The organism is Faecalispora sporosphaeroides DSM 1294, assembly GCA_000383295.1.
GTDB classification, from domain to species: domain Bacteria; phylum Bacillota; class Clostridia; order Oscillospirales; family Acutalibacteraceae; genus Faecalispora; species Faecalispora sporosphaeroides.
In genome coordinates this window covers 41,655-65,620 of sequence record KB911066.1, presented here as the reverse complement: position 1 = coordinate 65,620, position 23,966 = coordinate 41,655, and the positions used below count along the sequence as shown (strand labels likewise).

Genomic DNA, 23,966 nt, shown 5'->3' with positions numbered 1-23,966 from the left:
TTGCTTCCTCCGTTTTAACTCAGCAGGAGTGCCGCCGCGATTCCGCCGAACAGCCCCAGCATAAAATACAGCTTTGCTTTTTTGTCTCTTTCTTCTCTCGCGTGGGTCAGAGCACTGCTGATGAAGCCCAGATACAGCTGGCAGTGCGCAAGCTGGCCCTCTGTATCGCTTGCGCCGAATCCCAGCCCGAAGTCCCGTATGTATGTTAGATCCTGGCGGTTCATTCCGGTCGTCAGCAGGCCGTCGTCCATGCCGTGCTCCCACGCCCGCGGAAAGCTCTCTCCCTTTCGGCAGTACTCGGCGCACAGAGCCAGAAACCGCTGGTTTTTTCCGTGCTTTTCAATGATCCGCTCCACCGGCATGCCGGAATAGCGGATTTCTTCTCTGGCGAGACACAGAAAGGAGTAGAAAGCTTCCAGCTCCCTCACCCTGCCGCCCAGCTTACGCGATTCCATATAGCCCGCCAGAATGCAGGCCGCCATGACCGACAGGATCCCGATTAATTTGACCAAGAAGCTCACCCACCTTGTAAATTCCTTTGATTTTCCCGGGCCGGGCCGCGCAGTCCAGCAGAACCACGGTACGAAACGCCCCGGTTTCCATCAGCCGGCGTATCTGGCGGCGGCGAAGAAGATCCCCCGCAGAGGCCGCGTGCACACTGACGATCAGCGAAACGCCCGCATTGACCACCTCTTCCACAGCGGCGGTTTCACGCTCGCTCCCCAGCTCGTCGCAGAGGATCACCTCGGGCGAAAGGGAGCGGATGGCCTGCAGAATTCCCTGGCTTTTGGGGTAGCCGTCCAGAATATCGCAGCAGCAGCCAAGGTCGTTCTGGGCGTCGCCCCGATAAACGCCTGCCAGCTCGCCGCGTTCGTCGACCACTGTGATTTTTCGGGGAGGCAGCGTTCCTCCCCCCGCCAGCTGGCGCGCCAGATCGCGAAGAATCGTTGTTTTTCCCGTGGAGGGCGCCCCCGCCAGAAGAACGCCCTGCACGATCTCCTCCCCAATGAGGGACAGAAGCTCATCCGCCGCGCCGGAGATTTGCCTTGCGACACGGATATTAAAGGAAGAAATGTCCCGCAGCCCCGCAACCTGACCCTGATCCAGAACGGCTGTGCCGCAGATTCCCACCCTATGCCCTCCCCGGATGGTGAGAAAGCCGTTCCGGATTTCGTTCTGATGCGTATACACAGAGTGGCTGCAAAGGCTGCGGAACGTCTCCTCCATATCCTCCCGGAATACGGGAATCCCCTCCTCCGGCTTGCGGCTGATTCCGTTCCCCGTTACAAAAAAGCTTTGTACCCCGTTAAAAATAGAAAGCGGCAGATTCACCCGCATGCGGATCTCCTGCACGGATTCCTGAATATGCTCCGGCAGCTCCATGAGTACGGGCCTGAGCCGCTGGCAGACCGGCTGTATCGCCGTAGTAAACGAATTGATATGATTCTGATTCATGTTACTTGTCCTCCCCTTGCTACCATAAATATGGACAAAGCTTTTAGATTAGAACAGAAATTTCCTGAGTAGCTGAGATTGTTTCTCCCGCCAACGGCGGGGAGAAGGCAGCATTCATGAGTATGGACAACGCCCATGGATTAGAACAAAAATGAAAGGAAGAAAAAATCCAACGGGAGCACGCTTCGACAAATCCATGCAAAAACCCTTTGATTATCAGGCGGAAAATTCAGACCTCGGCATCTCCCCTCAGGGGCCAAAAGAAACAATTTGTTCACAGGTACAGACAACGCCTGTAATCCGGACAAACAGGAGAGAAAAGAAAAATTCAGCAAAAAAGCAACTCGACAAAAAGACGCAAAAAAATCCCCCTGAAAAAATTCAGGGGGACGATCATTGGAATCGGGAGAGCTTATTCCTCCGCTTTGGAATCCTCCAGCAGCTTGAGAAATTCCTCCTCGCTCAGAATCGGAACATTGAGCTGCTGTGCTTTTGTCAGCTTGCTTCCGGCGTCCTCGCCGGCGATCACGTAGCCGGTTTTTTTGGAGACGGAGGAGGAGGTCTTCCCGCCGTAGCGTTCCACCAGCTCGGTGGCTTCCTGGCGGGTCAGGGTGGGCAGCGTACCGGTGAGCACAAAGGTCTTGCCGGCCAGACGCAGATCCTGCGCGGCGCTTAGTGCCGTCATGTTCACTCCGGCCTCTTTCAGGCGGGATAGAAGATGCGCGGTGCCGGCAAGGTCAAAATAGGCGCGCACACTCTTCGCCATGATCGGCCCGAAGCCTTCGATCGCCGCAAGCTCTTCTTCGGAGGCGGCGATGAGCTTCTCCATTGTGTGGAAGTGGCCAGCCAGCAGCTTTGCGGCTTTCAGGCCCACGTGGGGAATGCCGAGAGCGTAGATCAGGCGGTACAGATCGTTCTGCCGAGAGCGTGCCACCGCAGCCGCAAGATTCTGCGCGGATTTTTCGCCCATGCGTTCCATTTCCCGCACCTGCTCCATCGGCAAAAAGTAGAGATCCGCAGGGGAAGCGATCAGTTCCTTTGCCACAAGCTGCTCCAGCACCGCCGGGCCAAGACCGTCCATATCCATGGCGTCGCGGCTCGTAAAATGGATCAGGTGGCGCAAAAGCTGCGCGGGACACTCCGGATTCGTGCAGCGCGTCGCCGCCTCGTTTTCGTCGCGCACGGCGGGGCTGCCGCACGCGGGGCAAATCTGCGGAATCCGGTACGGCTCGCTCGTTGGTTCGTGAGAAACCACCGATACAACCTCGGGAATGATGTCCCCCGCTTTGCGCAGGATGACGGTATCGCCGACGCGGATGTCTTTTTCGGTGATGAAGTCCTGATTGTGCAGCGTGGCACGGCTGACGGTGGTGCCGGCCAGCGTGACCGGCTCGAACAGGCCGGTGGGGGTTAAAACACCTGTTCGCCCCACGTTGATTTCGATGCCGAGCAGCTTTGTCGGCTTTTCCTCCGGCGGGTATTTAAACGCCTGCGCCCATTTGGGGAACTTGGAGGTGCTGCCGAGCAGCTGCCGCTGCGCGAAGGAATTCACCTTCACCACGGCGCCGTCGATGGAATACTCGAGGGAGCCGCGCATTTCGCCGATCTCCCGAATGGCTTCGAGCACCTGCTCGAGGGTCTGGCATTTGCGGTAAAACGGCGTGGCAGGCAGCCCCAGCTTTTTCAGGTACTCGAGCGATTCGTCGTGATAAGAGAGCTCCACGCCCTGAATCTGCTGCACGTTAAACAGAAAAATATCCAGCCTTCTCTGCGCCGCAATGCGCGGGTCCTTCTGCCGGAGGGAGCCCGCCGCCGCGTTGCGCGGATTTTTGAACGGCTTTTCCTGATTCAGCTCCTGCTGTGCGCAAAGCTCCTCAAAAACACTGTGCGCCATATACACCTCGCCGCGCACCTCCAGAAATTCCGGAGCGTTTTTCAGGCGCTTGGGTATGCTGCGGATGGTGCGGATATTCTCCGTCACGTCCTCGCCCACCAGACCGTCGCCGCGCGTGGAGCCGCGCTCATAAACGCCGTTCCGATACTCCAGAGCGACGGAGAGCCCGTCGAACTTCGGCTCCACAATATAGACCGGGTCCGGCACCACGGCGCGCACCCGCCGGTCAAAATCCGCCATCTCCTCCTCAGAGAAAGCGTCCTGCAGGCTTTCCAGCGGAACGGTATGAACCACCGGCGCAAACTGATTCATGCCTCTGGCCCCCACCTTCTGCGTGGGGGAATCCGGCGTAATCAGCTCGGGGTACTCCGCCTCCAGTTCTTCCAGGCGGCGGTACAGGCGGTCGTATTCGTAATCTTCAATTTCAGGAGCGTCCTGCTCGTAGTATTTTTGATTGTGGTACTGTATCTCCTGCCGCAGTCTGACGGCTTCTTCCTTTGCTTTGATTGCATCCATAGCTGTTTATCCTCCCAAGTAGAGCTGCGGTACATCCCCAACAATGACGGTTTCTGCAACCAATACGCTGGTGGTCACATCCGTTGCGGTATGAAGTCCCGGAATAAAAGAATAGATTTCGGTATGTAGTTCCAGGTAAATCTGGTGGCGGGTCTGATTGATGCCCGCCGACTCAAAGCTGGTCTTAAAGTCGGATTCCACATTTCCCTTGAGCGTGACGACCAGCGGAATATCTGGGCCGCGGCCGTGCAGCAGACGGCTGCCCAAAAGAGTGCCCAGCGGAACGCTCGTATTGATTTTACCCCCATGCAGATTTTTCAGAACCGCATCGGTAATTTTCGCCTTGATCTGATTTGTCTTTGCCATATTGGTGGTGATCGTCTGCACCTTGCCTTCGGCATCCCTCTGTAAATTGATCAGATCGTCATACGTTATGTTATCCGCATTCAGCTCTTCCAATACGCTTTCGTTGATTGACGTTACCGCGGTCTGCCGCGCGGCATTTACCGTGAGGGACTCCACCACGGGCACCAGCTGAAGATCCAGAAAGATACCGGCAGCCAAAACCCCGAGAAAAAACACCAGAAGTTTCGGGACGGCAGGGCTGTTCCGTCTTTTCTCCCCGCGGTAGGGCGCGTTGATGGGACAATATTTATGCCAGCGCTTCATTCTCGTTCCCCCCTGTCGTTCGATCGTGCTTCGTTTGAGAAAGAGCCTTTGCTTTTTCCCCGCCAAAGGCGGGAAGAAGCGCTGTTTTCAAAAAAGGCTGTCTTACAAAGCGATCGGCACGAATTGCCCATAAAGCAGCAGAAATTCATTTCGTGTTCTCCCACGCCCGCGGTGGGGGAACACGCCTTTCAGCCTGTTTTATGAAAGCCTCGTATAACGATATAATACACAGGGGTATTTCTATTGGTGAATTATTTCTGCAAAAAGGGCACAAAGACGCATCGCCTCTTTGTGCCCCCGATTGATTCAATTGCAGATGGGATTATTCCTCGTCGGCCGGTTTGTCGTCTTCCGCCGCGGGAGCATCTTCCGCTGTTTCAGCTTCCTGCTCCTCCAGATACGCGCGGATCGACAGGCTGACACGATGCTTGTCAAAATCAATGTCGGTGATCTTCGCCTTAACCTTGTCGCCGTTTTTCAGCGCATCCTGCGGCTTCTCGATTCTGTGGTCGGCAATCTGAGAAATGTGGATGAGGCCGTCGATGCCGGGAATGATTCTGGCAAAGGCGCCGAAGGTGGTCAGGCCGACAACCTGCACCTCAACGGTGGTGCCCACGGGGTAATCCTTTTTGAGGATCTCCCACGGATTGTCCTCGTCTTTCTTATAGCCCAGAGAAATCTTGCCCTTCTCTCTGTCGAGACCCTTGATATATACCTCGATGGTATCGCCCACATTCACAACCTCAGACGGATGCTTGATGCGGTTCCAGGACAGCTCGGAGATGTGAACCATTCCGTCGATGCCGCCCAGATCGACAAACGCGCCGTAAGCGGTCAGGGACTTGACAACACCGGTAAACTCCTTGCCTTCCTCGGCGGTTTCCCAGAATTTGTCGGCCAGCTCTTTTCTCTCATCCTTCAGCACGGAACGGATGGAGCCCACCGCGCGGCGGCGCTGACGGTTCACTTCGATAATGCGGAATTTGACTTCCTTCTTCAGCAGAGCATCCAGCGGATCATTCCGGGAGGCAGTAGCCTGAGACGCAGGGATAAATACACGCACGCCGTTGGTTACAGCGATTACACCGCCCTTGATAACCTCTGTGACAACACCGGTGAGAACCGTTTCGTTTTCTTCCGCCTCGGAAATGGTCTCCCAGCCCTTCACAGCATCCAGGCGCTTTTTGGAGAGCATGATGGTGCCCTCCTGGTCGTTGGTGCGCATAATGAGCAGATCAAGCTCGTCGCCGATCTTTACCAGATCCTCCGTTTTCGCGTTCGGATCTGCGGAAAGCTCAGACAGCGGAACAAAACCGGCCTGCTTGCGTCCAACATCCACATAGATCTCATTGGGAGCAATACCGACAACAACGCCACGTACCTTCTCATCTGTATTTAAACTTTTCAAAGATTCTTCGAGCATCTCCTCAAAGTTAGATTCAGCAGACTCCTGCTCCGTGAGACCCGCGCCTTCAATAATTTCTGTCATGGTATCAAGTACCTCCTTTATTATGCTTGCGGGTGTAGAGGCACCCGCAGTAATACCGATAGAAACGGCCTTTTTCACGGCCTGCGAAGGGATTTCCTCCGCTTTTTCAATCAAGTAAGTAGTGCAATTCTGCGCACAGACATCCCTAAGCTTGGCCGTGTTGGAGCTGTGCCGCCCCCCGATAACCAGCATCAAATCCGAATTTTGAGCAAGGTCTGATGCTTCGGACTGCCTTAGAACAGTTGCATTACATATTGTAGCAAAAACGTCCGCATTTGTACATACCTTTTTTAGGATTTGCAAACAATTTCCCCATTCCTCCAGACTAAAAGTCGTCTGAGCAATGACGCAGACTTTCCGACTGGAAAATTCAGGGTGTTTTTCCAGCAAATCCTGAAGCTCCGCGGCGTTTTGAAACACATGCGGTGGCGGCGTGCAGTACCCGATCACGCCTTCGATTTCGGGATGAGATGCATCGCCCGCAATGAGTACGGGCTGCCCCGCCTCACACGCCCGGGAAACGATATTGTGAATCTTGCGCACAAACGGACACGTCGCGTCCGCACACGCAAGCCCGCGGCTGCAAATTTCTTCCTGCACCGCGCGCGCAACCCCGTGAGAGCGGATCACCAGCGTGCCGCCCGGCGGAACCTGTGCCGGGGTGTCGACGATGCGAACGCCGCGTTCTTCCAGCTCCTGCACGATCTGCGGATTATGGATGATCGGGCCGAGGGTGTAAACCTGCTTTCCCTCGTCGAGCAGGTGGAACACCATCTGAACCGCGCGATCCACACCAAAGCAGAAACCGGCGGAATTCGCAACACGGATCTTCATTGGGAATCCTCCCCTTTGAGGGCTTTGGGAACCAGAGCGGGGTCGCGCAGCTCCATGATTCTGCCCATCACCAGGCGGCTTGCCTGGCGGTATTCGGAGCCGGAGCCATGCTCAATCTTCAATTGCTCGGGCGTGATCAGCGGGCCGCAGACAACGTCCACCCGGTGGAACAGCTTCGGGAAAATTCCCTTTCTGCCGGTAATGCACACCGGCAGAATCGGCGCGTTGTTCTGAAACGCCAGCATCACGGCCCCGGATTTCGGCTGCAGGAACGCGCCGTCCTTTGACCGCGTTCCCTCAATGAAAATGCCGACCACCTGCTCCTTTTGCAGCAGCTCCTGCGCGCGGTTGATCGCGGAGGAATCCCCCTTGCCACGGTTGACGGCGAAAGCGCCCACACTCCGAAAAAGGCTGCCGAGCAGCGGGTTTTTGAACAGCTCCATCTTCGCCATAAAATTGACCTGTCGTTTTCCTGCGACTCCCGTCAAAAGAATCGGGTCTTTAAAGGTGAGATGGTTACAGCAAATAATAACTCTGCCCGACTTCGGCATGTTTTCGGCATTCACGATTCGGTACGGCATGAACAGCCGAAAAAAAGCAAGCGCAGCCGATTTGCAAAATACATAAAGCGCCGATCGCTTCATGATAAAACTCCCTTTCCTTACGGTAATTCGCCGGAGGCGGTCAGGATAAGCGCTCCCGGATTACGGCCAGCATACGGTCTACCGACTGCTCCAGCGTGATACCGGTGGTATCCACCAGAACGGCGTCCGCAGCCTGCGCCAGCGGGGCAATCGCACGGGTCGAATCCTGTTCGTCGCGCTTTTTTACGTCCGCAAGCACCGTGCCAAAGTCGGCGCTCCCCTTTTCGAGCAGCTCTTTCCAGCGCCGCCGGGCCCGCTCTTCCAGCGAAGCGGTGAGAAATATTTTCACCTGCGCGTGCGGCAGCACCACGGTTCCAATATCCCGGCCGTCCATGACGACGTCGTTCTGCTCCGCGATATCTCGCTGCAAAGACAGCAAAAACTCCCGAACCCGCGGAATCGCCGAAACCTTGGAGGCAGCGGCCGCCACCTCCGGCGTGCGGATGGATTCCGACACATTTTCGGCGCCTAAAAGCACCTGCTGCTCCCCCTCGACATATCGCAGAGAAACCTCGACCGCTTCGAGCTGCGGGATCACTTCCTCCGGCGACGCCGGGTTCTTTCCCGCGCGCAGCATATGAAGGGCAATCGCTCGGTACAGCGCGCCCGTATCCACATACAAGTATCCGAGCTTTTGCGCAACGCGGCGCGCGATCGTGCTTTTCCCCGCGCCGGCCGGGCCGTCTATGGCAATTGAAATCATTCTTGTTCCTCCTTTGCGGCCTGTGCCGCCAGCCGCCCTGTGGCAAAGGCAATCTGCAAATTGAAGCCCCCGGTGTAAGCGTCCACATCCAGAACCTCACCTGCAAAATACAGCCCGTGAACCAGTTTGGATTCCATGGTTTTGGGGTTGATTTCCCTGACATTCACGCCGCCGGAGGTGACGATTGCTTCTTCGATGGGCCGAAACCCTTGAATATTGACGGAAAAACCTTTGAGCAGCGCGGCAAAGTCGCGGCGCTGCTCGCGGGTGATGGCATTGCACTTTGTTTCGGGGGGAATTCCCGACCGTTCCACCAAAATGGGAATCATTTTGCGGGGCAGAAGCGCTCCCAGCGAATTGATGAAATCCTTGTTGCTGTTCTCCTCCAGATCGCGCTGGAGTCTTGCGTCCAGCTTTTCGGGCGGCAGCGCCGGCTTTAAATCGATCTCCAGCCGGTACACCCCGGGCTCCATCCGTCGCATGTGGCTGCTGGCGCTCAATACCACCGGGCCTGAAACGCCGAAATGCGTAAAGAGCAGCTCACCGAAATCCTCATAGATCAGCTTCTGCCGCTCATAGACCCGAACGGCGGCGTTTTTCAGAGCAAGCCCCTGCATCCGCGCGCAGTCTCCCCCCTGCTCGACCAACGGAACCAGAGATGGGCGCAGCGGCAGCACGCTGTGACCGGCCTGGCGTGCCAGCCGGTAGCCGTCCCCTGTGGAGCCGGTGCCGGGGTAGGACGCTCCGCCGCAGGCGACAATCACTTTCGGGGCGAGCAGCTCCGTACCGTCACGCAGAACAACGCCGCGAACACCCCCCTCTTCGATGAGGAGCTTTCGGGCTTCCCCCTGCAATATCTTCACATGATGCTCCCGCAAAAAGCGCGTCAGCGCGTCGATGATGTCGCCCGCGCGGTTCGACTGCGGGAAGACCCGCCGCCCCCGTTCCGTTTTCAGCGGCACACCGAGGCCCTCAAAAAAGGCCATGGTGTCCTGCGGCGCGAACCGGGAAACAGCGCCGTATAAAAAGCGGGGATTGGTCGGCACGGCGGCGATCACATCCTGCACGGAGCAGTTATTGGTCAGGTTGCACCGGCCTTTGCCGGTAATACCGAGCTTTCTGCCGGGGCGCGCGTTTTTTTCGATTAAAATAACGTTCAGGCTGAGTTCTCCGGCGGTACCCGCCGCCATCATTCCGGCGGCGCCGCCCCCGACGACGATCAGATCAGCCCTGCGGTTTGTTTGCGTCAACGTTTTTTTCATCCACCTTTTCGTATACACCGTATTCGTCCCAGATATGCTCCAGACTGTGCAGAATCTCGGTTACTTCTTCTTTTTTCTTCATCGTGACCATGACGATCAGCGCGTTGATCAGGCTCAGCGGCGCCGCGATCGCATCCACAAAGGACGCCATGTTGCTACGGGCCAGCAGCAGATACCCCGCAGGCTCCGCAAGCGGAGACAAGGGGCTGTCCGTAATGGCGATCACCTTGGCCCCGCGGTTCGACGCAAAATGCATCGCCTTCACCGCGCGCTTGGAATACCGCGGGAAGCTGATGCCGATGACGGTGTCGGCTTCGTTGACCCGGATCATCTTTTCAAAGATTTCCGCTTCGCTGGTAATATTGACCAACTGTACGTTTTCCAATATCAATCCAAAATAATAGGACAAAAAAGTTGCAAGCGCCAAAGAGCTGCCGGCCCCTAAAATGTAGATTTTGCGGGAATCCGCAATCGCATCCACCGCGGCGTAAAAATCCTCGCGTGAGGTTTCCTCCAGCGTGCGGCGGATCATATCGATATCCTGATTCATCACAGACGAAAGGACATCCGAATTCCCCATATTATTGACGGTAACCTCGATGCGCTGCACCGAAGTCAGGCGGCTGCGGATCATCTCCTGCATGGCCTGCTGCAACTCGGGGTACCCGCTGTAGCCAATCTCCGTTGCAAAGCGCACCACCGTGGATTCGCTGACCCCGACCGTAGCGCCCAACCGTGAGGCCGTCATATAGGCTACTTTGTCGTAATGCTCCAATATATATTTGGCGATCAACTTCTGCCCCTTGGAAAATTCAGGCATATTGTTGAGAATTCTGGCTGTGAGTTGACTATTCATAATCGTGTATTCCTCCACTCATTTTGCCCCTGCAAATTTTTGATTCGTTTTGCAGGAAGGCGCAACTCTTTTATTCATATTAAGGCCTGAGCCTGCAAAAATCAAGAGAAAAATGGGAAATTTAACAGAAAGAACGGTTTATTTTTGCAGGAACAATTGATTTTCCATGCAATTGAAAATTTTCAAAAGTTAAATTTTCCGAATTGCCAACTTGCGTCAAAGAGAGAAACGCAAAGGCGGAAAGCACACCGGCAAAGGAAGCGTCCTTTTGCATTTGAATGCCGTCCAAAGCCTCGCGGCAAGGTTTTTGACAGGCCGAACGGCCCTCCCGTTTACCTCCCTATCGGAACCCGTTTTCCGTAGCATAATGAAAACGACGCCGTCCTGCGCGCGAAAGGCCGCCGTTTTGTTTACCACCCCCCGTCACCGATGGAGTAAACAAAAAAAAGACCGTTTCCGCTTTTACTTTTGAAATCAACAATTCGTACTGCTTTTTATATGCGACATAACAAAAAAGGCAAACGGCAAAAACCGTCTGCCTCCACTCTTTGGCTTACTTTTGGCGAAGCCACTGCTGTGCCAAACGGTGAAACCGCTTATAGTATTCCACCACCAGGCCGGATAAGGTATAGTCGTACAAAGCAAACACCACGTTGCCCGCAGCCAAAAACGCCAGCGGAGTGGCGCTGCCAAACACCAGAAAGCTTTCTTTGGGAATCCCTAAAACAAATACCGCAATGAAAAACCCGGCGACCATCGCCGCATTGAACGCCAGAAATTTCAAAATCCATGAGAGCATTCGGGACAGGCGCTCCACCAAAGCCTTGAGGATCGGATAATACCCAAAAAACAAAACGAACAGCACAACGGCTTCCTTATCTGCCGAAAACAGCAGGGAAAGTACGCCGACCACACCGTAAACAGGCCAGGCCCAACGGGTTCCCAGCTCGATCACGATCACCATGCCGGGCAGGCCGGCCAGCGCGGTCAGCGCGTAGGTAGAAATCGGAATCAGCCCGGTCAGGAACATCAGAACCGCGGACAACGCGGCCGCTACGCCGCAGAACGCCACCTGTGCGCTTCTGTTCAGCAGCATGGAACCAGATCCCCGCCCATACATTCACAGCAGGAATCCGCGCAGAGCAGACCCATGCAGGTGTCGCACGAGTTGCATCCGCCGGCGCCGTACGACGTATTGTACCCGCCATACACACCGCCGCGCTGATTCATGGATTGATTGAGCGCCGCACGGTATTCCAGATTGTTCGGGTCCATCTGGCAGGCACGGGTGAAATGGTTGTGCGCCTCCTCCAGCCAGCCGCGCTGGTAGAGGATTGAGCCCTTCAAAAAATACCACTCCGCGTTTCTGCTGCCCAGCGGCACTCCGTTGAGAATCTGCTCCGCATCGGCGACGCGCCCTGCCATAATCAGGTTGCGCACATCGCGAAAGCTGGAATTCGCCGCGCTGCCGTAGCTGTTCTGGTAGCCGCCGGAACCTGCCGCACCGCCATACCCGCCGGAGTACTGCGCTCCGCCGCTGCTTTTATTGTTGCGGCGCTGGTTCATAACCTCGTCATAAGCCTCGTTGATTTCTTTCATCTTTTCACCGGCCAGATCAGCGATCGGGCTGCCGGCATAATTATCCGGGTGGTACTTTTTTGCCAGCTCCCGGTAAGCGGCTTTTATCTGTTCATCCGTCGCCGCAGGAGAAACCCCAAGTATTTTATACGGATCCGACATTGCTTTTCCCCTTTTCCATTTTCAGCATAAATTCTTTTTGCATCTGCGGCAGGCCAAGACAAACGATATTGTTCAGAATCGGGGCGAACTGTCCCAAATCCAAAAGCCGGAACGCGGCAATCGCCTGAGATACCGTCATATTCAGCACCTGATTGCACCGGTCGGCCGCTTCCTGCAGCTGCTCCTGCGTGCTCTCCGCCGTCAGCCCGTAATCCCGAATAAACGGATTAAACGCGTTTTGTTTTAAATCCTTCGGAATATCGTCGGCGGCGTCCATCAGGTAGACCCATCTGCCTAAAAAATACCCAAACTGTTCGAGAATGCGGAATTCCGGCGTACCCTGTCCGGCCAATTGCGCAAATACTGCGGAGAGCATTTTTGCGGTCGGCTCCGCACAGGCGTCCAGCGGAGGAGATTCCTGCCGCTCGGTCTGCTCCTGCAGCTGCATCGCCTCGGCCACCGCCTGCTCCAGGCCGGGGTAATCCCGCGCCGCCTTTTTATGCGCACGAAGGGACAGCGGGAAGAGCAGCATGGCGCGAAGCCTGGATTTTAAGCCGGGGTCTTTGAGATCGTCCCGCAGCTTATAGTAGGTCATAATGACGGACAACGCCGACGCAAGCGCCAGCTCTGGGGATTCCCCCTCACAGAACGGGCACTTTTTCGTCGGGTTGAACGTGCACCTGCCCTGCGCCATTTTACAGGGGCGCTCCGAACGGGCCATCATCAGCATTGCCAGAAACGTACAATCGTAGCTTAGGGTAAATCTGGACAAAATGCCATAGCTTTTGCCCAGCTGTTTGCACAGGGAGCAATAAACGCCCCTGTACTGTTCATATTCCCGGACAAGCAGTTCGGATTTTTGAGGCTTGATATAACCGAACACAACATTCTCCTAACACTCAGCTTGTACGTTTTATTCTACTATATTTTAAGCGTATCGTTAATTAATAATCTGTAAATTTTTTCACTTCTGTCGAAAAGCGTCGATTTTATCTGGCACAGCAAGAGATATTCTAGAAAATTTTTACAAAACATGCGGGAAATTTGCCGTAAACTGATTGACAAACTCTGCCGATTCCCATATAATGAATTCAATGCCCGCCAAAACAGGGTATAAATTAAACAAAACGAGGTATCTCAATGTACGAAGACAAAATTTTGATTTGCAAAGACTGCGGCGCAGAATTCGAATTCACCGCCGGCGAGCAGGAGTTTTACGCGGAAAAAGGATTCACCAATGAGCCCCAGCGCTGCAAAGCCTGCCGTTCTAACCGCAAAAATTCCAGAGGGGATTCTTCTTCCGACAGAGCCCCGAGAGAGATGTATACGGCTGTATGCGCATCTTGCGGTGCGACCTGCAAGGTTCCCTTCCAGCCCCGCGACGAGCGTCCTGTTTACTGCAGCGACTGCTTTGCGAACAGAAGATAACAATTGAATTTCGGTCTCATCACTTTGATGAAACGGCCGGTTCCATATCGTTACTTTTCAATCTCTAACAAAAAAATGCGCCAAACGCGCGGGAAATCCCGCCGTTTCGGCGCATTTTTTGCGTTTGGCCTACCCCTGGAACGCACGGATGCGGTACAGGGCGTTGAGCACCAGCCAGTTCTGCGGGAACGGGCGCATCAGGTTCCAGTACCCGATCCCGAGGAAACCGAATTCCGTTACGAGAGCGAGCTTCGCCCGGATGCTCCGGGCATCCTCAAACCAAACCTCGTGCAGCTCGCCGCTGGTATTGGTGTATTGAAAATGCGGGGACTGCGCCGTTTCATCGTATAAAATCTCCGCGTTGTACTCCCTTGCCAGGCGCACGGCTTCCACATTGGAGATCGACTGCGCCCTCGTGGTCCCCCGCACGTACGGCAGCGGCCAGTCGTAGCCATAGTTCGGCATTCCCATATAAATTTTATTGCGCGCAATCTGCGTGACCGCATAGTTCAGCACCGCGCGGATATTCGGGATCGGCGCAACCGCCATCGGCGGGCCATAGGTATAGCCCCACTCGTAGGTCATGAGCAGAACGCCGTTGGCCGCAGCCCCCAGCCCACCGTAATCGTGCCCCTGATACAAAAGCCCGGGCTGGTCGCTCGAGGTTTTCGGGGCAAGGGCCACGATCACCTCATACCCTTCCGGATTCAGCTTCTGCGTGGCGTTGCGGATAAAGGCCGTATACTTGTCGCGGTCTTCGACATAGATGAATTCAAAGTCGACGTCCAGCCCTTTATAGTTTTTCTGCCGCAGGTTAATCAGAATATTGTCCAACAGGCGGTTCTGCACCTGCATATCGTTCAGCACACGGTGTGCGAGCTCGTTGCTGAACCCCCCGTCCTCCGTTAAGGTGGAAAGGTGCATCAGCGGGGCGACGCCGTATTGCAGCGCAATATCGATCAGCGCTTCGTCATCCAGCGGAACCAGATCGCCGTTAAAGGTGAACCCGTAGGTAAAGGGCGTCATATAGGTCATAAACGGCATGGTTTGCCGGAACAGCGTGCGGTCGACAAACGGATACGCATAGCCGTTGACCGACATATCCCCCAGCCGCTGCTGCTCGTAAGAGATCACCAGCCGGTCGCCGGGGCGCAGAACAGGCAGCGCGCCCAGCTTGGTGTTATTGCGGTACAGCTCGTTGACCGTGATACCATACTGCTGGGTAATCGAATAGACCGTGTCGCCGGCCTCCACAACATGAACCCGACGCGGGAACAGAATCACGATTGTCTGGCCCGTTACAAGGCGGTTCGGCTCATCCAGCTCGTTATACTGAATCACATCCCGCGCGGACACCCCGTACATGGCCGCGATCGAATACACTGTTTCCCCCGGCCTGACCACATGAATCGTCATTGTCACCACTCCGTCCCTCTGCTTTTATACTGAACAAACTTCAAAACAAGACCGTTTTGAAGCGCACGGGAATCACTGCCGGCATTGCCGGCGGTTCGCCGCCTGTTTCCAATTCATCCGCACCGGAAAGGCGCTCTGCGGGAATTCGCCCGCAGCTTGAAAGCCAGGCGGGTTTCAAGTGAACGGACGATATCGCCGAACGACGAAACAGGCACTTCTTCCCCACCAAAATTGGGGAGAAATCCATGCTGTTTTTAAATATATGCAGGGAAACGGGAGCGCATTCGCAAAACCGGGACAACGGCTATTTTTGCGTAAAGCGCTGTCATGAAAAGCATGACAGCGCTTTACGCAAAATATTGATATTGACGAAAACCGCACCAAACGGCAAGGGCCGTAACTACGCACCGGGAACGAGACTTTCCCCGCGGCTTCTGTCGCGCTCCAGCGCCATTTTTAAATACTGGCCGGTATACGAGTCCTTGATTTTTGCCACCTGCTCGGGCGTGCCCTCGGCCACCAGCGTGCCGCCGCGGTCGCCGCCCTCCGGGCCGAGGTCAATAATATGATCGGCGGTTTTGATCAGGTCGAGATTGTGCTCGATAACCAGAACCGTGTTGCCGGTATCCACCAGCTTTTGCAGCACATCGATCAGCCGGTGAACGTCCGCAATGTGCAGGCCGGTCGTCGGCTCATCCAGAATATAAATCGTGCGCCCGGTGGGCCGTTTCGACAGCTCCGTCGCGAGCTTGACCCGCTGTGCCTCGCCGCCGGAAAGCGTAGTGGCCGGCTGGCCGATCTTGATGTACCCAAGGCCCACATCATAGAGCGTTTGCAGCTTGCGCTGGATTTTCGGGATGCTGGAGAAAAACTCGAGCCCCTCCTCCACCGTCATCTCCAGCACATCGTAAATATTCTTGCCCTTATAGCGAATTTCTAGCGTTTCGCGGTTGTAGCGCCTGCCCTTGCAGACGTCGCAGGGCACGTAAACGTCCGGCAGAAAGTGCATTTCGATTTTCAGAATGCCGTCGCCCTGGCACGCCTCGCACCGGCCGCCCTTCACGTTGAAGGAAAAGCGCCCCGATGTAAAGCCCCGCAGCTTTGCATCCTGCGTGGAGGCGAACAGCTCGCGGATATCTGTAAACACGCCGGTGTAGGTGGCGGGGTTTGAGCGCGGCGTACGCCCGATCGGCGCCTGATTGATCTCGATCACCTTGTCGAGCTCTTCCACGCCCAGAATATCTTTATGTGCGCCGGGCCTTGTTTTCGCCCCGTTGAGCTGGGCCGCGAGCGATTTATACAGGATCTCGTTGATCAGAGAGGATTTGCCGGAGCCCGAAACACCGGTGATACACACAAATTCCCCCAGCGGAATCTTCACCGTCAGGTTTTTCAGGTTATTCTGAGTCGCGCCGACAATCTTTAATTGCTTCCCGTTGCCGGGGCGGCGAACCTCCGGTATCTCGATGCGTTTGGTTCCACTGAGGTACTGCCCGGTGATGGACTCCTTGCAGTTGACGATCTCTTTGGCCGGGCCGTTGTAGATGACATAGCCACCGTGAACGCCCGCGCCGGGGCCGATATCCACAATATGATCCGCCGCGAGCATCGTCTCCTCGTCGTGCTCCACCACCAGCACCGTGTTCCCGATATCGCGCAGGTGCTTTAACGTGCCCAGCAGCTTATCGTTATCCCGCTGGTGCAGGCCGATGCTCGGCTCGTCCAGAATATACAGAACGCCCATCAACGACGAGCCGATCTGCGTGGCCAGGCGGATGCGCTGGCTTTCACCGCCGGAGAGCGTGCCCGCGGAGCGCGACAGCGTCAGGTATTCAAGTCCAACGCTCTGCAAAAAGCCCAGGCGGCTCTTGATTTCTTTCAGAATCGCCTTGGCGATCATGCTTTCGCGGGGCGTCAGCTCGAGCCGGTCTAAGAACGCAAGCGCTTCCGACACTGATTTCTCGCAGAAATCGCTGATGTTCACGCCGCCCACCGTCACCGCCAGGCTGGCCGCGGAAAGGCGCTTGCCGTGGCATTCGTCGCACGGGATGGCGCTCATGTAGGATTCGATTTCTTCCTTGATCCAGCTGCTCTGCGTATCGCGGAAGCGGCGCTCGAGGTTATTGATGATGCCCTCGAAGTCGGTCTTATATTTTCCGTAGCCGTATTCGCTCGTGCGCTCCAGCTCGATTTTCTCCCCTTTGGTACCGTACAGGAGAATATCGATGATCTCCGGAGGGAGCTCACCCAAAGGCGTATCGAGCGAAAAGCCGTAATGCTTTGCAAGACCGTTCATATACATTGTGGCAATGCTGCTGCCCTCCATCGCCCAGCCGCTGCCCTTCAGGCCGCCCTTGCTGATGGACAGGCGCTTGTCCGGGATGATCAGATCCGGATCGATCTTCATGAACACGCCGAGACCGGTGCACTTGGGGCACGCGCCCGCCGGGTTATTGAAGGAGAACATGCGGGGCGTCAGCTCCTCGATGCTCGCCCCATGCTCGGGGCAGGCGTAGTTCTGCGAAAAGAGCAGGTCTTCCCCATCCACCACGCTGACGATCATCAGGCCGTCGGCCAGAGAGGACGCGGTTTCTGCGGAATCGGACAAACGCGAGCGAATGTCGGGCCGAATGACCAGACGGTCGACCACAATGTCGATCGAGTGCTTCTTGTTCTTTTCGAGCTTGATGGTTTCGGAAAGATCATACAGAATTCCGTCCACCCGAACGCGGACAAAGCCGCCGCGACGGGCCGCCTCCAGCTCCTTGACATGCTCGCCCTTGCGCGCGCGGATGACCGGAGCCAGCACCTGGATTTTCGTGCCCTCCGGCAGGGAAAGCACCCTGTCGACGATCTGGTCGATCGTCTGCTGCTTGATCTCCCGGCCGCAGACCGGGCAGTGCGGAATGCCGATGCGGGCATACAGCAGACGCAGATAATCGTAAATTTCGGTTACGGTTCCCACTGTGGAACGCGGGTTTTTCGACGTGGTCTTCTGGTCGATGGAAATCGCCGGGGACAGCCCCTCAATGTAATCCACGTCCGGTTTATCCAATTGCCCCAAAAACTGGCGGGCATAGGACGAAAGCGATTCCACATAGCGGCGCTGCCCCTCGGCGTAAATCGTATCAAACGCAAGGGAGGATTTTCCGGAGCCGGAAAGGCCGGTAAGAACCACCAGCTCGTCGCGCGGAATCTCAATATCGATATTCTTCAGGTTGTGCTCTCTGGCGCCTTTGACCAGAATGTTTTTAGACGTCATACTGTATAAATCCTCCGAAGCCAGATTGAATCCGTTTTACCGGGCGTCGCCGTACTGAACAAAGCTCAAAACGAAGCCGTATAGAAGTGCGCGGGGAGCCCCGCAGGCAGGGGAAAGCAGCCGCTGTATTGTTCAGACTGAATGGGAACGCACTCTATTTTCCGCCGCTCAGCTGCTTGATTTTGTCGCGCAGATAAGCCGCATGCTCGAATTCCAGAAGCTTTGCGGCCGCCTTCATCTCACGGGTCAGCTTTTCGATGGTCTGCTTGCGCTCGGCCGCACTCATGCGCTTGCCCTTTTTGCCTTTGTCCTCGTCCTTATGCGTCGAGATTTCCAGCACGTCCGACACGCTCTTGATGATCGTTTTTGGGGTAATGTGATGCTCCTCGTTGAATTTCTGCTGGATCTCGCGGCGGCGCTGGGTTTCGCGCAGCGCGCGCTCCATGGAGGGCGTTACGGAATCGGCGTACATGATGACCTGACCCTCCGAGTTGCGGGCCGCGCGGCCGATCGTCTGAATCAGTGAGCGCTCGGAGCGCAGAAAGCCCTCCTTGTCCGCGTCGAGAATCGCCACGAGAGAAACCTCCGGCAGATCGATCCCCTCGCGCAGCAGGTTGATGCCCACCAGAACGTCGAATTCGCCAAGGCGCAGGTCGCGGATGATCTCCATGCGCTCCACGGTGTCGATGTCGTGGTGCATGTAACGCACGCGGATTCCCATGTTTTCGAGGTAAGCGGTCAAATCCTCCGCCATTTTCTTGGTGAGCGTCGTCACCAGTACGCGCTGATTTTTTGCCGACCGCAGATTGATCTCGGAAATCAGGTCGTCGATCTGCCCCTCTACCGGTTTGACGATTACCTCGGGGTCGACCAGCCCGGTGGGGCGGATCACCTGCTCGACGATCTGCGCCGATTTTTGCAGCTCCAGATCGCCCGGCGTGGCGCTGACAAAAATCGCCTGATTCACGCGCTCGTAGAACTCGTCAAAGTTCAGCGGGCGGTTGTCGTACGCCGACGGCAGGCGGAAGCCGAAATTGATCAGCGTTTCTTTTCTGGCCCGGTCGCCCGCGTACATGGAGCGAACCTGCGGCAGCGAAACGTGGGACTCGTCCACAAACAGGAGGAAATCCTCAGGGAAATAATCGAACAGTGTAAACGGCGCGCTGCCCGGCTCACGCCCGGCCAGTACGCGGGAGTAGTTTTCGATTCCCTTGCAGAAGCCGATCTCCTGCAGCATTTCCACGTCGTACATCGTGCGCTCGCGGATGCGCTGCGCCTCGATCAGCTTGCCCTGCGATTCAAAGAGCCTGACCCGTTCCTGCATCTCCTGCTCGAGCTGCTGCACCGCAGCCATCATTTTTTCTCGCGGAACAATATAATGCGACGCGGGAAAAATCGCCACGTGCTTCAGGAACGCCTTCAGCTCACCCGTCAAGGCATTTATTTCAGAAATACGTTCAATCTCATCCCCGAAAAATTCTACGCGAATCGCATTTTCATTCGACTGTACGGGAAAAATCTCGACCACGTCGCCATGCACGCGGAACTTATTGCGCACAAAATTCACATCGTTCCGTTCATATTGCAGCTCCACCAGTTTTTTCAGCAGATCGTCACGCTTTGTCTGCATGCCGGGACGCAGAGAGATTACCATGGTGTGGTAATCGATCGGGCTGCCCAAGCTGTAAATACAGGAAACGCTCGCCACAATAATCACATCCCGCCGCTCCGACAGAGCAGCGGTTGCGGAGTGGCGAAGCTTATCGATTTCGTCGTTGATGGCGGAGTCTTTTTCAATATAAGTGTCTGTGGTGGGGATGTACGCTTCCGGCTGATAGTAGTCGTAATAGCTGACGAAATACTCCACCGCGTTTTCGGGGAAAAACTCCCGGAACTCGGAGCAAAGCTGTGCCGCCAGTGTTTTATTGTGCGCCAGAACCAGCGTGGGCCGGTTGACCCTTGCGATCACATTCGCCATGGTGAAGGTTTTTCCCGAACCGGTCACGCCAAGGAGCGTCTGCTCCTTATCGCCCCGGTTGAGCCCCTCCACCAGCTGATCGATCGCCCGCGGCTGATCGCCGGTCGGCTGAAATTTTGAAACCAGCTTAAAATCCATGCTTTCCCTCCCCGCAACCACTGTTGTTGCAGTATTTAATACTTGAAAAACTTCCAGGCGAGACCGTTTTGAAACGCGCGGTTTCCCGGGCGCCGCCGGTATTGCCGGCCGTTTACCGCCGTTCATAGTCCGCTCGCGCCCGAGGGCGCGCCCCCGCAGCCTGAAAACCGTCCGGTTTTCAGGCAAATAGAGTTTATCTGCACAAGCGCTTTTCACAGGAATGCATCGGTGCTTGACTGCTCCCCCGCCTTCGGCGGAGGAACAGTCGGATCAAATACCATAATAGTACATTTGTTCGTTTTTGTCAACTGTCAGCCATTTCCTCGCGGAAAAAAGTGCCGGCATGGCAATCCGTGCAAAAACAGATGCGGCGCGGCATTCTCCCCGCCCAGGCGGAGAGTGTACCCGACCGGATTTTCTGTTTTTGAAATAATTTGATTGCAAGAAAAACGCGGCGCATCAAACGATACTGCTCCAGGAACAGAAAAAGCACCTTATAACCATCTCGTCCGGTCACAAAAGTGCTTTTTCGTAAGAACTGGTATCTCAGAAGAAAATAAGGCATTTGGCACGGGTTAGATCGAGGAGCTGTCGAGCCCTCCGTCAAACAAAAATGTCTGCTGTTGGGGGTCGTATGTCAACCAAACCTCCAAGCCCAGATAGTCATCCACAGGCAGCCGTGCGCAGGGCTCGGGATAATGTCCTAAAAAACGCGTGAAAACGCTGCCCCAAATTCTTTCTTCTTTTCTGAAAAGCTCAATCTCCCCCACATACCATTCGCCCGTCATTTCACTTCTGCGCGGGAACATGTCCTCCTCATCGTTGCAAACGCTTTCGTCCGCCAAATACGCTGTTGTTTCCCGGACAACAATTTCCATAATGGCAGCCTCATGCTGTTCAAAAAGAAGCCGAAGCTCCGGATCGGCAAAACGCATACGCGGCTGCAATTGATTCTCATAGTTTGAATATTCATCCGCCAAATTTGGTTTTGGCAGAAAGATTTGTGTTAATTTCCAGCTCATCGCTGATCCTCCCTGCATCATTCGGGCAGAAAATCGATCACTGACTAAAACGGCTCCATAATATCCTTCAATATGCCCAGATGAGACAGAGATACATAATCCTTGTCGCCGAAAATAATGTGGTCGCGCAGCGGCACATTCACCGCCTGAAGCGCGTGATACACCGAGATGGTAGATTCAATGTCGCCCCGAGACGGAACCGGGTTGCCGCTGGGATGATTGTGTGACATGATCGCCGCGCTGGCGTTGTAGCGAACCGCCAGCTCCACCATGCGGCGCACGTAAACCGGCACGGTGTTGACCGTACCCTCATTGACCACCTCGCAGGAAAGCAAACGGCACTGGCTGTCGAGCAGAAGCAGCACGACCACCTCGTTGCGGCGGCCGATGTACTTTCTGCGCAGAATCTCCGCCGCCTGCTCCACCTCGAACACGCGGACCCTTTCTCTGTTGCAGTCTTCGTAATACGCGCGGCAAAGCTCGGGAATCAATTTCATCAAAAAGGCGGAGACTCTGCCCATTCCCTGAACCTTAATCAGCTCCTCATACGGCGCGTGAAATACGCCGGACAAAGAGCCGAACCGGTCGATCAGGCGGTGGGCCAGCTCGTTCGTGTCCCCTCTGCGGATAGAGAAAAAGAGGAGCATCTCCAGCACCTCGTGTGAGGCGAATCCGTCAATCCCATCTTTTAAAAAACGATCCTGCACCCGTTTTCGATGTCCCTCGTGAATCCCTGCGGATTTTTCAGGAATGCGTTCCGTTTTCAATCGCACCCCGCCTTTCTGAAAAGAATGGGGGTCTTTACCACAGGCGGCTGTGCGTTGCTGTGGCATATTTCAGCTGCGCTTTTACACCTTGCGGCTGCCGGGCTTGACCAGCTCCAGCTTCCCCTCTTTGCAGATCGGGCAATCCTGCGGCTCCCAGGATTCCACATCCAAAGAGATCACCGCACGGAACGGCACGCCAAAATTGATTTTCCCGCCGGTTCTGTCCACAATGGAACCAACGCCAACCAAATCGCCGCCCGCCGCGCGCACCAGCTCGATCACCTCGCGAACGGAGCCGCCGGTGGTAACAACATCCTCAACGATCAGAACCTTCTGCCCGGGCTTTACCGCAAAGCCGCGGCGAAGAGTCATCTTGCCGTCTTCCCGTTCGGCAAAAAAGTTTTCGCATTTCAGCGCGCGGCTGACCTCGTAGGCCATCTGCACCGCACCCATCGCCGGGCCTATGACCACCTCTACCCCATCGTTCGCAAAATGCTCCGCCAAAGCGCCGCAGAGCTCCTCGCTGTATTTGGTATTGCGGAACACCTTCGCGCATTGCAGGTATCGGTTGCTGTGGCGGCCGGAGGTCAGGCGAAAATGCCCCTCCAAAAGAACGTCGGCCTCTTTTAAAACTTCCAGAACTCTTTCCTGTGTAATCATCGTTTTGCTGTCCCCTTTTTTTCAATTCGACAGTATTCTGATTTCACTTTAAAAAAGCTGTTTCTTTTCGGCCAAAACAAAAAGAAACACTGCGGTTTTCATCCATATTTTAAAGTGATTTGACTGTATGTCTAAAAAAATATTATATACTAAAATAAATGATTTGGGAAGCCTTTCCGCCCCTGTTGTCATCCCTAAGATTTATGCTATACTGATACAAATACTGGGCGGCGTTTTGCGCCGTGCCAAAAACAATAAGGGGATACCATATGAAATCCGTAACCATCGGTGAAAACGACGCCGGACAGCGTCTGGATAAATTTTTGACCAAGGCGTACCGCAACCTGCCGCAGGCGATGCTGTACAAGAGCATCCGCAAAAAGGACATCAAGCTCAACGGCAAGAGATGCGATATTTCTACCCGCCTGAACGAGGGCGACGTGCTGACCATGTATTTAAAGGATGAATTCTTTCAGCAGGAGCCGGAGGAATATGATTTTTTAAAAGCCCCGCTGAAGCTGAATATTCTGTTTGAGGATGAAAACATTCTGATTCTGGACAAAAAGCCGGGGCTGATCGTTCATCCCGATGAAAACTACCATTTTGATTCATTAATCGCCCGGGTGCAGCACTACCTGTACGACAAGGGCGAGTACCGCCCGCAGGAGGAAAACAGCTTTGCGCCCGCGCTTGTGAATCGGATTGACCGCAACACCGGCGGCATCGTGATGGCGGCCAAGAACGCGGAGTCGCTGCGCATTTTAAATGAAAAGGTGAAGAATCGCGAGCTGAAAAAGCTGTACCTTTGCATCGTGTGCGGGCGCATGGAGGAAAAATCCGCCACGCTGGAAGGGTTCCTTGAAAAAAACGAGAGCCAGAACCGGGTGTATATTTCGAGCCACGGCGTACCGGGCGCGAAGAGCATTCGCACGCGTTACCGTGTGCTGGAGGAGCGCGGCGCTTACAGCCTGCTGGAGATTGATCTGCTGACCGGGCGCACCCACCAGATTCGCGCACACATGGCTTCGATCGGCCACCCGCTGGCCGGGGACGGAAAATACGGCACGAACCGCCAGAACAAGAAAACCGGCCTGCCGTATCAGGCGCTGTATTCCTACAAGCTTCGGTTCGAGTTTACCTCGCCCGCGGGAATTCTGGAATACCTGAATCACCGTGAGTTTGAGGCAAAGGAAATCTGGTTTTTAAAAGATTTTTATTCCTGGAACGCATAAC

Annotated in this window: 21 protein-coding genes; 2 read left to right on the top strand and 19 right to left on the bottom strand. The window is 55.3% G+C overall.

Features of this window, described 5'->3' with window-relative positions; all coding sequences use genetic code 11:
- Positions 1–14: 14 nt before the first annotated feature.
- The 13 genes from G340_RS0100325 to G340_RS0100265 all read right to left on the bottom strand — a co-directional run bounded on the left by G340_RS0100325 (position 15) and on the right by G340_RS0100265 (position 12,945).
- Entirely contained in the window at positions 15–512 is a 498-nt protein-coding gene (locus G340_RS0100325) for a stage III sporulation protein AB (RefSeq protein WP_326522277.1), read from the bottom strand.
- The gene (locus tag G340_RS0100320) at positions 442–1,455 is read right to left on the bottom strand and encodes a hypothetical protein (RefSeq protein ID WP_020071664.1); all 1,014 of its coding nucleotides are present in this window, start codon (positions 1,453–1,455) and stop codon (positions 442–444) included. The genes G340_RS0100325 and G340_RS0100320 overlap by 71 nt, the downstream gene beginning before the upstream one ends.
- 412 nt (positions 1,456–1,867) lie before the next feature.
- A complete protein-coding gene (gene ligA / locus G340_RS0100315) occupies positions 1,868–3,865 on the bottom strand; it encodes an NAD-dependent DNA ligase LigA (protein ID WP_020071663.1) in 1,998 nt (665 codons plus the stop codon).
- A 6-nt stretch (positions 3,866–3,871) separates the two neighbouring features.
- Complete coding sequence (gene yunB / locus G340_RS0100310) at positions 3,872–4,534, bottom strand: sporulation protein YunB (RefSeq protein WP_020071662.1); 663 nt, start codon at positions 4,532–4,534, stop codon at positions 3,872–3,874.
- A gap of 322 nt (positions 4,535–4,856) precedes the next feature.
- Complete coding sequence (locus G340_RS0100305; RefSeq protein ID WP_020071661.1) at positions 4,857–6,857, bottom strand: bifunctional 4-hydroxy-3-methylbut-2-enyl diphosphate reductase/30S ribosomal protein S1; 2,001 nt, start codon at positions 6,855–6,857, stop codon at positions 4,857–4,859.
- Entirely contained in the window at positions 6,854–7,501 is a 648-nt protein-coding gene (locus G340_RS0100300; RefSeq protein WP_020071660.1) for a lysophospholipid acyltransferase family protein, read from the bottom strand. Before G340_RS0100300 ends, G340_RS0100305 begins: the two co-directional genes overlap by 4 nt.
- 40 nt (positions 7,502–7,541) lie before the next feature.
- Positions 7,542–8,204: a (d)CMP kinase gene (gene cmk, locus G340_RS0100295; RefSeq protein ID WP_020071659.1), complete on the bottom strand. Its 663-nt coding sequence runs from the start codon at positions 8,202–8,204 to the stop codon at positions 7,542–7,544.
- Entirely contained in the window at positions 8,201–9,466 is a 1,266-nt protein-coding gene (locus G340_RS0100290; RefSeq protein ID WP_051092129.1) for a BaiN/RdsA family NAD(P)/FAD-dependent oxidoreductase, read from the bottom strand. Before G340_RS0100290 ends, cmk begins: the two co-directional genes overlap by 4 nt.
- Positions 9,429–10,322: a MurR/RpiR family transcriptional regulator gene (locus tag G340_RS0100285; RefSeq protein WP_020071657.1), complete on the bottom strand. Its 894-nt coding sequence runs from the start codon at positions 10,320–10,322 to the stop codon at positions 9,429–9,431. Before G340_RS0100285 ends, G340_RS0100290 begins: the two co-directional genes overlap by 38 nt.
- Positions 10,323–10,443: 121 nt before the next feature.
- The gene (locus tag G340_RS17685) at positions 10,444–10,596 is read right to left on the bottom strand and encodes a hypothetical protein (RefSeq protein ID WP_020071656.1); all 153 of its coding nucleotides are present in this window, start codon (positions 10,594–10,596) and stop codon (positions 10,444–10,446) included.
- A gap of 279 nt (positions 10,597–10,875) precedes the next feature.
- Complete coding sequence (locus G340_RS0100275; protein WP_020071655.1) at positions 10,876–11,418, bottom strand: YybS family protein; 543 nt, start codon at positions 11,416–11,418, stop codon at positions 10,876–10,878.
- Positions 11,409–12,062 (bottom strand): J domain-containing protein, encoded by a 654-nt coding sequence (locus G340_RS0100270; RefSeq protein ID WP_020071654.1) that lies wholly within the window; start codon positions 12,060–12,062, stop codon positions 11,409–11,411. The genes G340_RS0100275 and G340_RS0100270 overlap by 10 nt, the downstream gene beginning before the upstream one ends.
- The gene (locus G340_RS0100265) at positions 12,046–12,945 is read right to left on the bottom strand and encodes a DUF5685 family protein (protein ID WP_020071653.1); all 900 of its coding nucleotides are present in this window, start codon (positions 12,943–12,945) and stop codon (positions 12,046–12,048) included. The genes G340_RS0100270 and G340_RS0100265 overlap by 17 nt, the downstream gene beginning before the upstream one ends.
- A 257-nt stretch (positions 12,946–13,202) precedes the next feature.
- On the opposite strand from G340_RS0100265, the gene G340_RS0100260 reads away from it, so the two are divergent.
- Positions 13,203–13,490 (top strand): zinc-ribbon domain containing protein, encoded by a 288-nt coding sequence (locus tag G340_RS0100260; RefSeq protein WP_020071652.1) that lies wholly within the window; start codon positions 13,203–13,205, stop codon positions 13,488–13,490.
- Between the two features lie 129 nt (positions 13,491–13,619).
- On the opposite strand, the gene G340_RS0100255 is transcribed toward G340_RS0100260, so the two are convergent.
- The 6 genes from G340_RS0100255 to pyrE all read right to left on the bottom strand — a co-directional run bounded on the left by G340_RS0100255 (position 13,620) and on the right by pyrE (position 22,733).
- Positions 13,620–14,906: a LysM peptidoglycan-binding domain-containing protein gene (locus tag G340_RS0100255; RefSeq protein WP_020071651.1), complete on the bottom strand. Its 1,287-nt coding sequence runs from the start codon at positions 14,904–14,906 to the stop codon at positions 13,620–13,622.
- Between the two features lie 400 nt (positions 14,907–15,306).
- Complete coding sequence (gene uvrA, locus G340_RS0100250) at positions 15,307–18,168, bottom strand: excinuclease ABC subunit UvrA (protein WP_020071650.1); 2,862 nt, start codon at positions 18,166–18,168, stop codon at positions 15,307–15,309.
- Positions 18,169–18,322: 154 nt separating this feature from the next.
- Complete coding sequence (gene uvrB / locus G340_RS0100245; RefSeq protein WP_020071649.1) at positions 18,323–20,284, bottom strand: excinuclease ABC subunit UvrB; 1,962 nt, start codon at positions 20,282–20,284, stop codon at positions 18,323–18,325.
- 575 nt (positions 20,285–20,859) lie between these two features.
- Positions 20,860–21,306, bottom strand: a complete 447-nt coding sequence (locus tag G340_RS0100235; RefSeq protein WP_020071647.1) for a hypothetical protein — start codon at positions 21,304–21,306, stop codon at positions 20,860–20,862.
- 44 nt (positions 21,307–21,350) lie between these two features.
- Positions 21,351–22,079 (bottom strand): JAB domain-containing protein, encoded by a 729-nt coding sequence (locus tag G340_RS0100230; RefSeq protein WP_326522276.1) that lies wholly within the window; start codon positions 22,077–22,079, stop codon positions 21,351–21,353.
- A 75-nt stretch (positions 22,080–22,154) separates the two neighbouring features.
- Positions 22,155–22,733: an orotate phosphoribosyltransferase gene (gene pyrE / locus G340_RS0100225; RefSeq protein ID WP_020071645.1), complete on the bottom strand. Its 579-nt coding sequence runs from the start codon at positions 22,731–22,733 to the stop codon at positions 22,155–22,157.
- A gap of 269 nt (positions 22,734–23,002) precedes the next feature.
- Between pyrE and G340_RS0100220 the strand changes: the two genes are divergently transcribed.
- Positions 23,003–23,965, top strand: coding sequence for an RluA family pseudouridine synthase (locus tag G340_RS0100220; protein WP_020071644.1), 963 nt, complete (start codon positions 23,003–23,005; stop codon positions 23,963–23,965).
- The last annotated feature ends 1 nt before the right edge of the window (position 23,966 follow it).

Bases quoted from the DNA above. Each gene is read 5' to 3' on its own strand.
- G340_RS0100320 (WP_020071664.1), bottom strand. From the start codon at position 1,455: ATGAATCAGAATCATATCAATTCGTTTACTACGGCGATACAGCCGGTC.
- ligA (WP_020071663.1), bottom strand. From the start codon at position 3,865: ATGGATGCAATCAAAGCAAAGGAAGAAGCCGTCAGACTGCGGCAGGAG.
- yunB (WP_020071662.1), bottom strand. From the start codon at position 4,534: ATGAAGCGCTGGCATAAATATTGTCCCATCAACGCGCCCTACCGCGGG.
- G340_RS0100305 (WP_020071661.1), bottom strand. From the start codon at position 6,857: ATGAAGATCCGTGTTGCGAATTCCGCCGGTTTCTGCTTTGGTGTGGAT.
- G340_RS0100300 (WP_020071660.1), bottom strand. From the start codon at position 7,501: ATGAAGCGATCGGCGCTTTATGTATTTTGCAAATCGGCTGCGCTTGCT.
- cmk (WP_020071659.1), bottom strand. From the start codon at position 8,204: ATGATTTCAATTGCCATAGACGGCCCGGCCGGCGCGGGGAAAAGCACG.
- G340_RS0100290 (WP_051092129.1), bottom strand. From the start codon at position 9,466: ATGAAAAAAACGTTGACGCAAACAAACCGCAGGGCTGATCTGATCGTC.
- G340_RS0100285 (WP_020071657.1), bottom strand. From the start codon at position 10,322: ATGAATAGTCAACTCACAGCCAGAATTCTCAACAATATGCCTGAATTT.
- G340_RS17685 (WP_020071656.1), bottom strand. From the start codon at position 10,596: ATGCAAAAGGACGCTTCCTTTGCCGGTGTGCTTTCCGCCTTTGCGTTT.
- G340_RS0100275 (WP_020071655.1), bottom strand. From the start codon at position 11,418: ATGCTGCTGAACAGAAGCGCACAGGTGGCGTTCTGCGGCGTAGCGGCC.
- G340_RS0100270 (WP_020071654.1), bottom strand. From the start codon at position 12,062: ATGTCGGATCCGTATAAAATACTTGGGGTTTCTCCTGCGGCGACGGAT.
- G340_RS0100260 (WP_020071652.1), top strand. From the start codon at position 13,203: ATGTACGAAGACAAAATTTTGATTTGCAAAGACTGCGGCGCAGAATTC.
- G340_RS0100255 (WP_020071651.1), bottom strand. From the start codon at position 14,906: ATGACGATTCATGTGGTCAGGCCGGGGGAAACAGTGTATTCGATCGCG.
- uvrA (WP_020071650.1), bottom strand. From the start codon at position 18,168: ATGACGTCTAAAAACATTCTGGTCAAAGGCGCCAGAGAGCACAACCTG.
- uvrB (WP_020071649.1), bottom strand. From the start codon at position 20,284: ATGGATTTTAAGCTGGTTTCAAAATTTCAGCCGACCGGCGATCAGCCG.
- G340_RS0100235 (WP_020071647.1), bottom strand. From the start codon at position 21,306: ATGAGCTGGAAATTAACACAAATCTTTCTGCCAAAACCAAATTTGGCG.
- pyrE (WP_020071645.1), bottom strand. From the start codon at position 22,733: ATGATTACACAGGAAAGAGTTCTGGAAGTTTTAAAAGAGGCCGACGTT.
- G340_RS0100220 (WP_020071644.1), top strand. From the start codon at position 23,003: ATGAAATCCGTAACCATCGGTGAAAACGACGCCGGACAGCGTCTGGAT.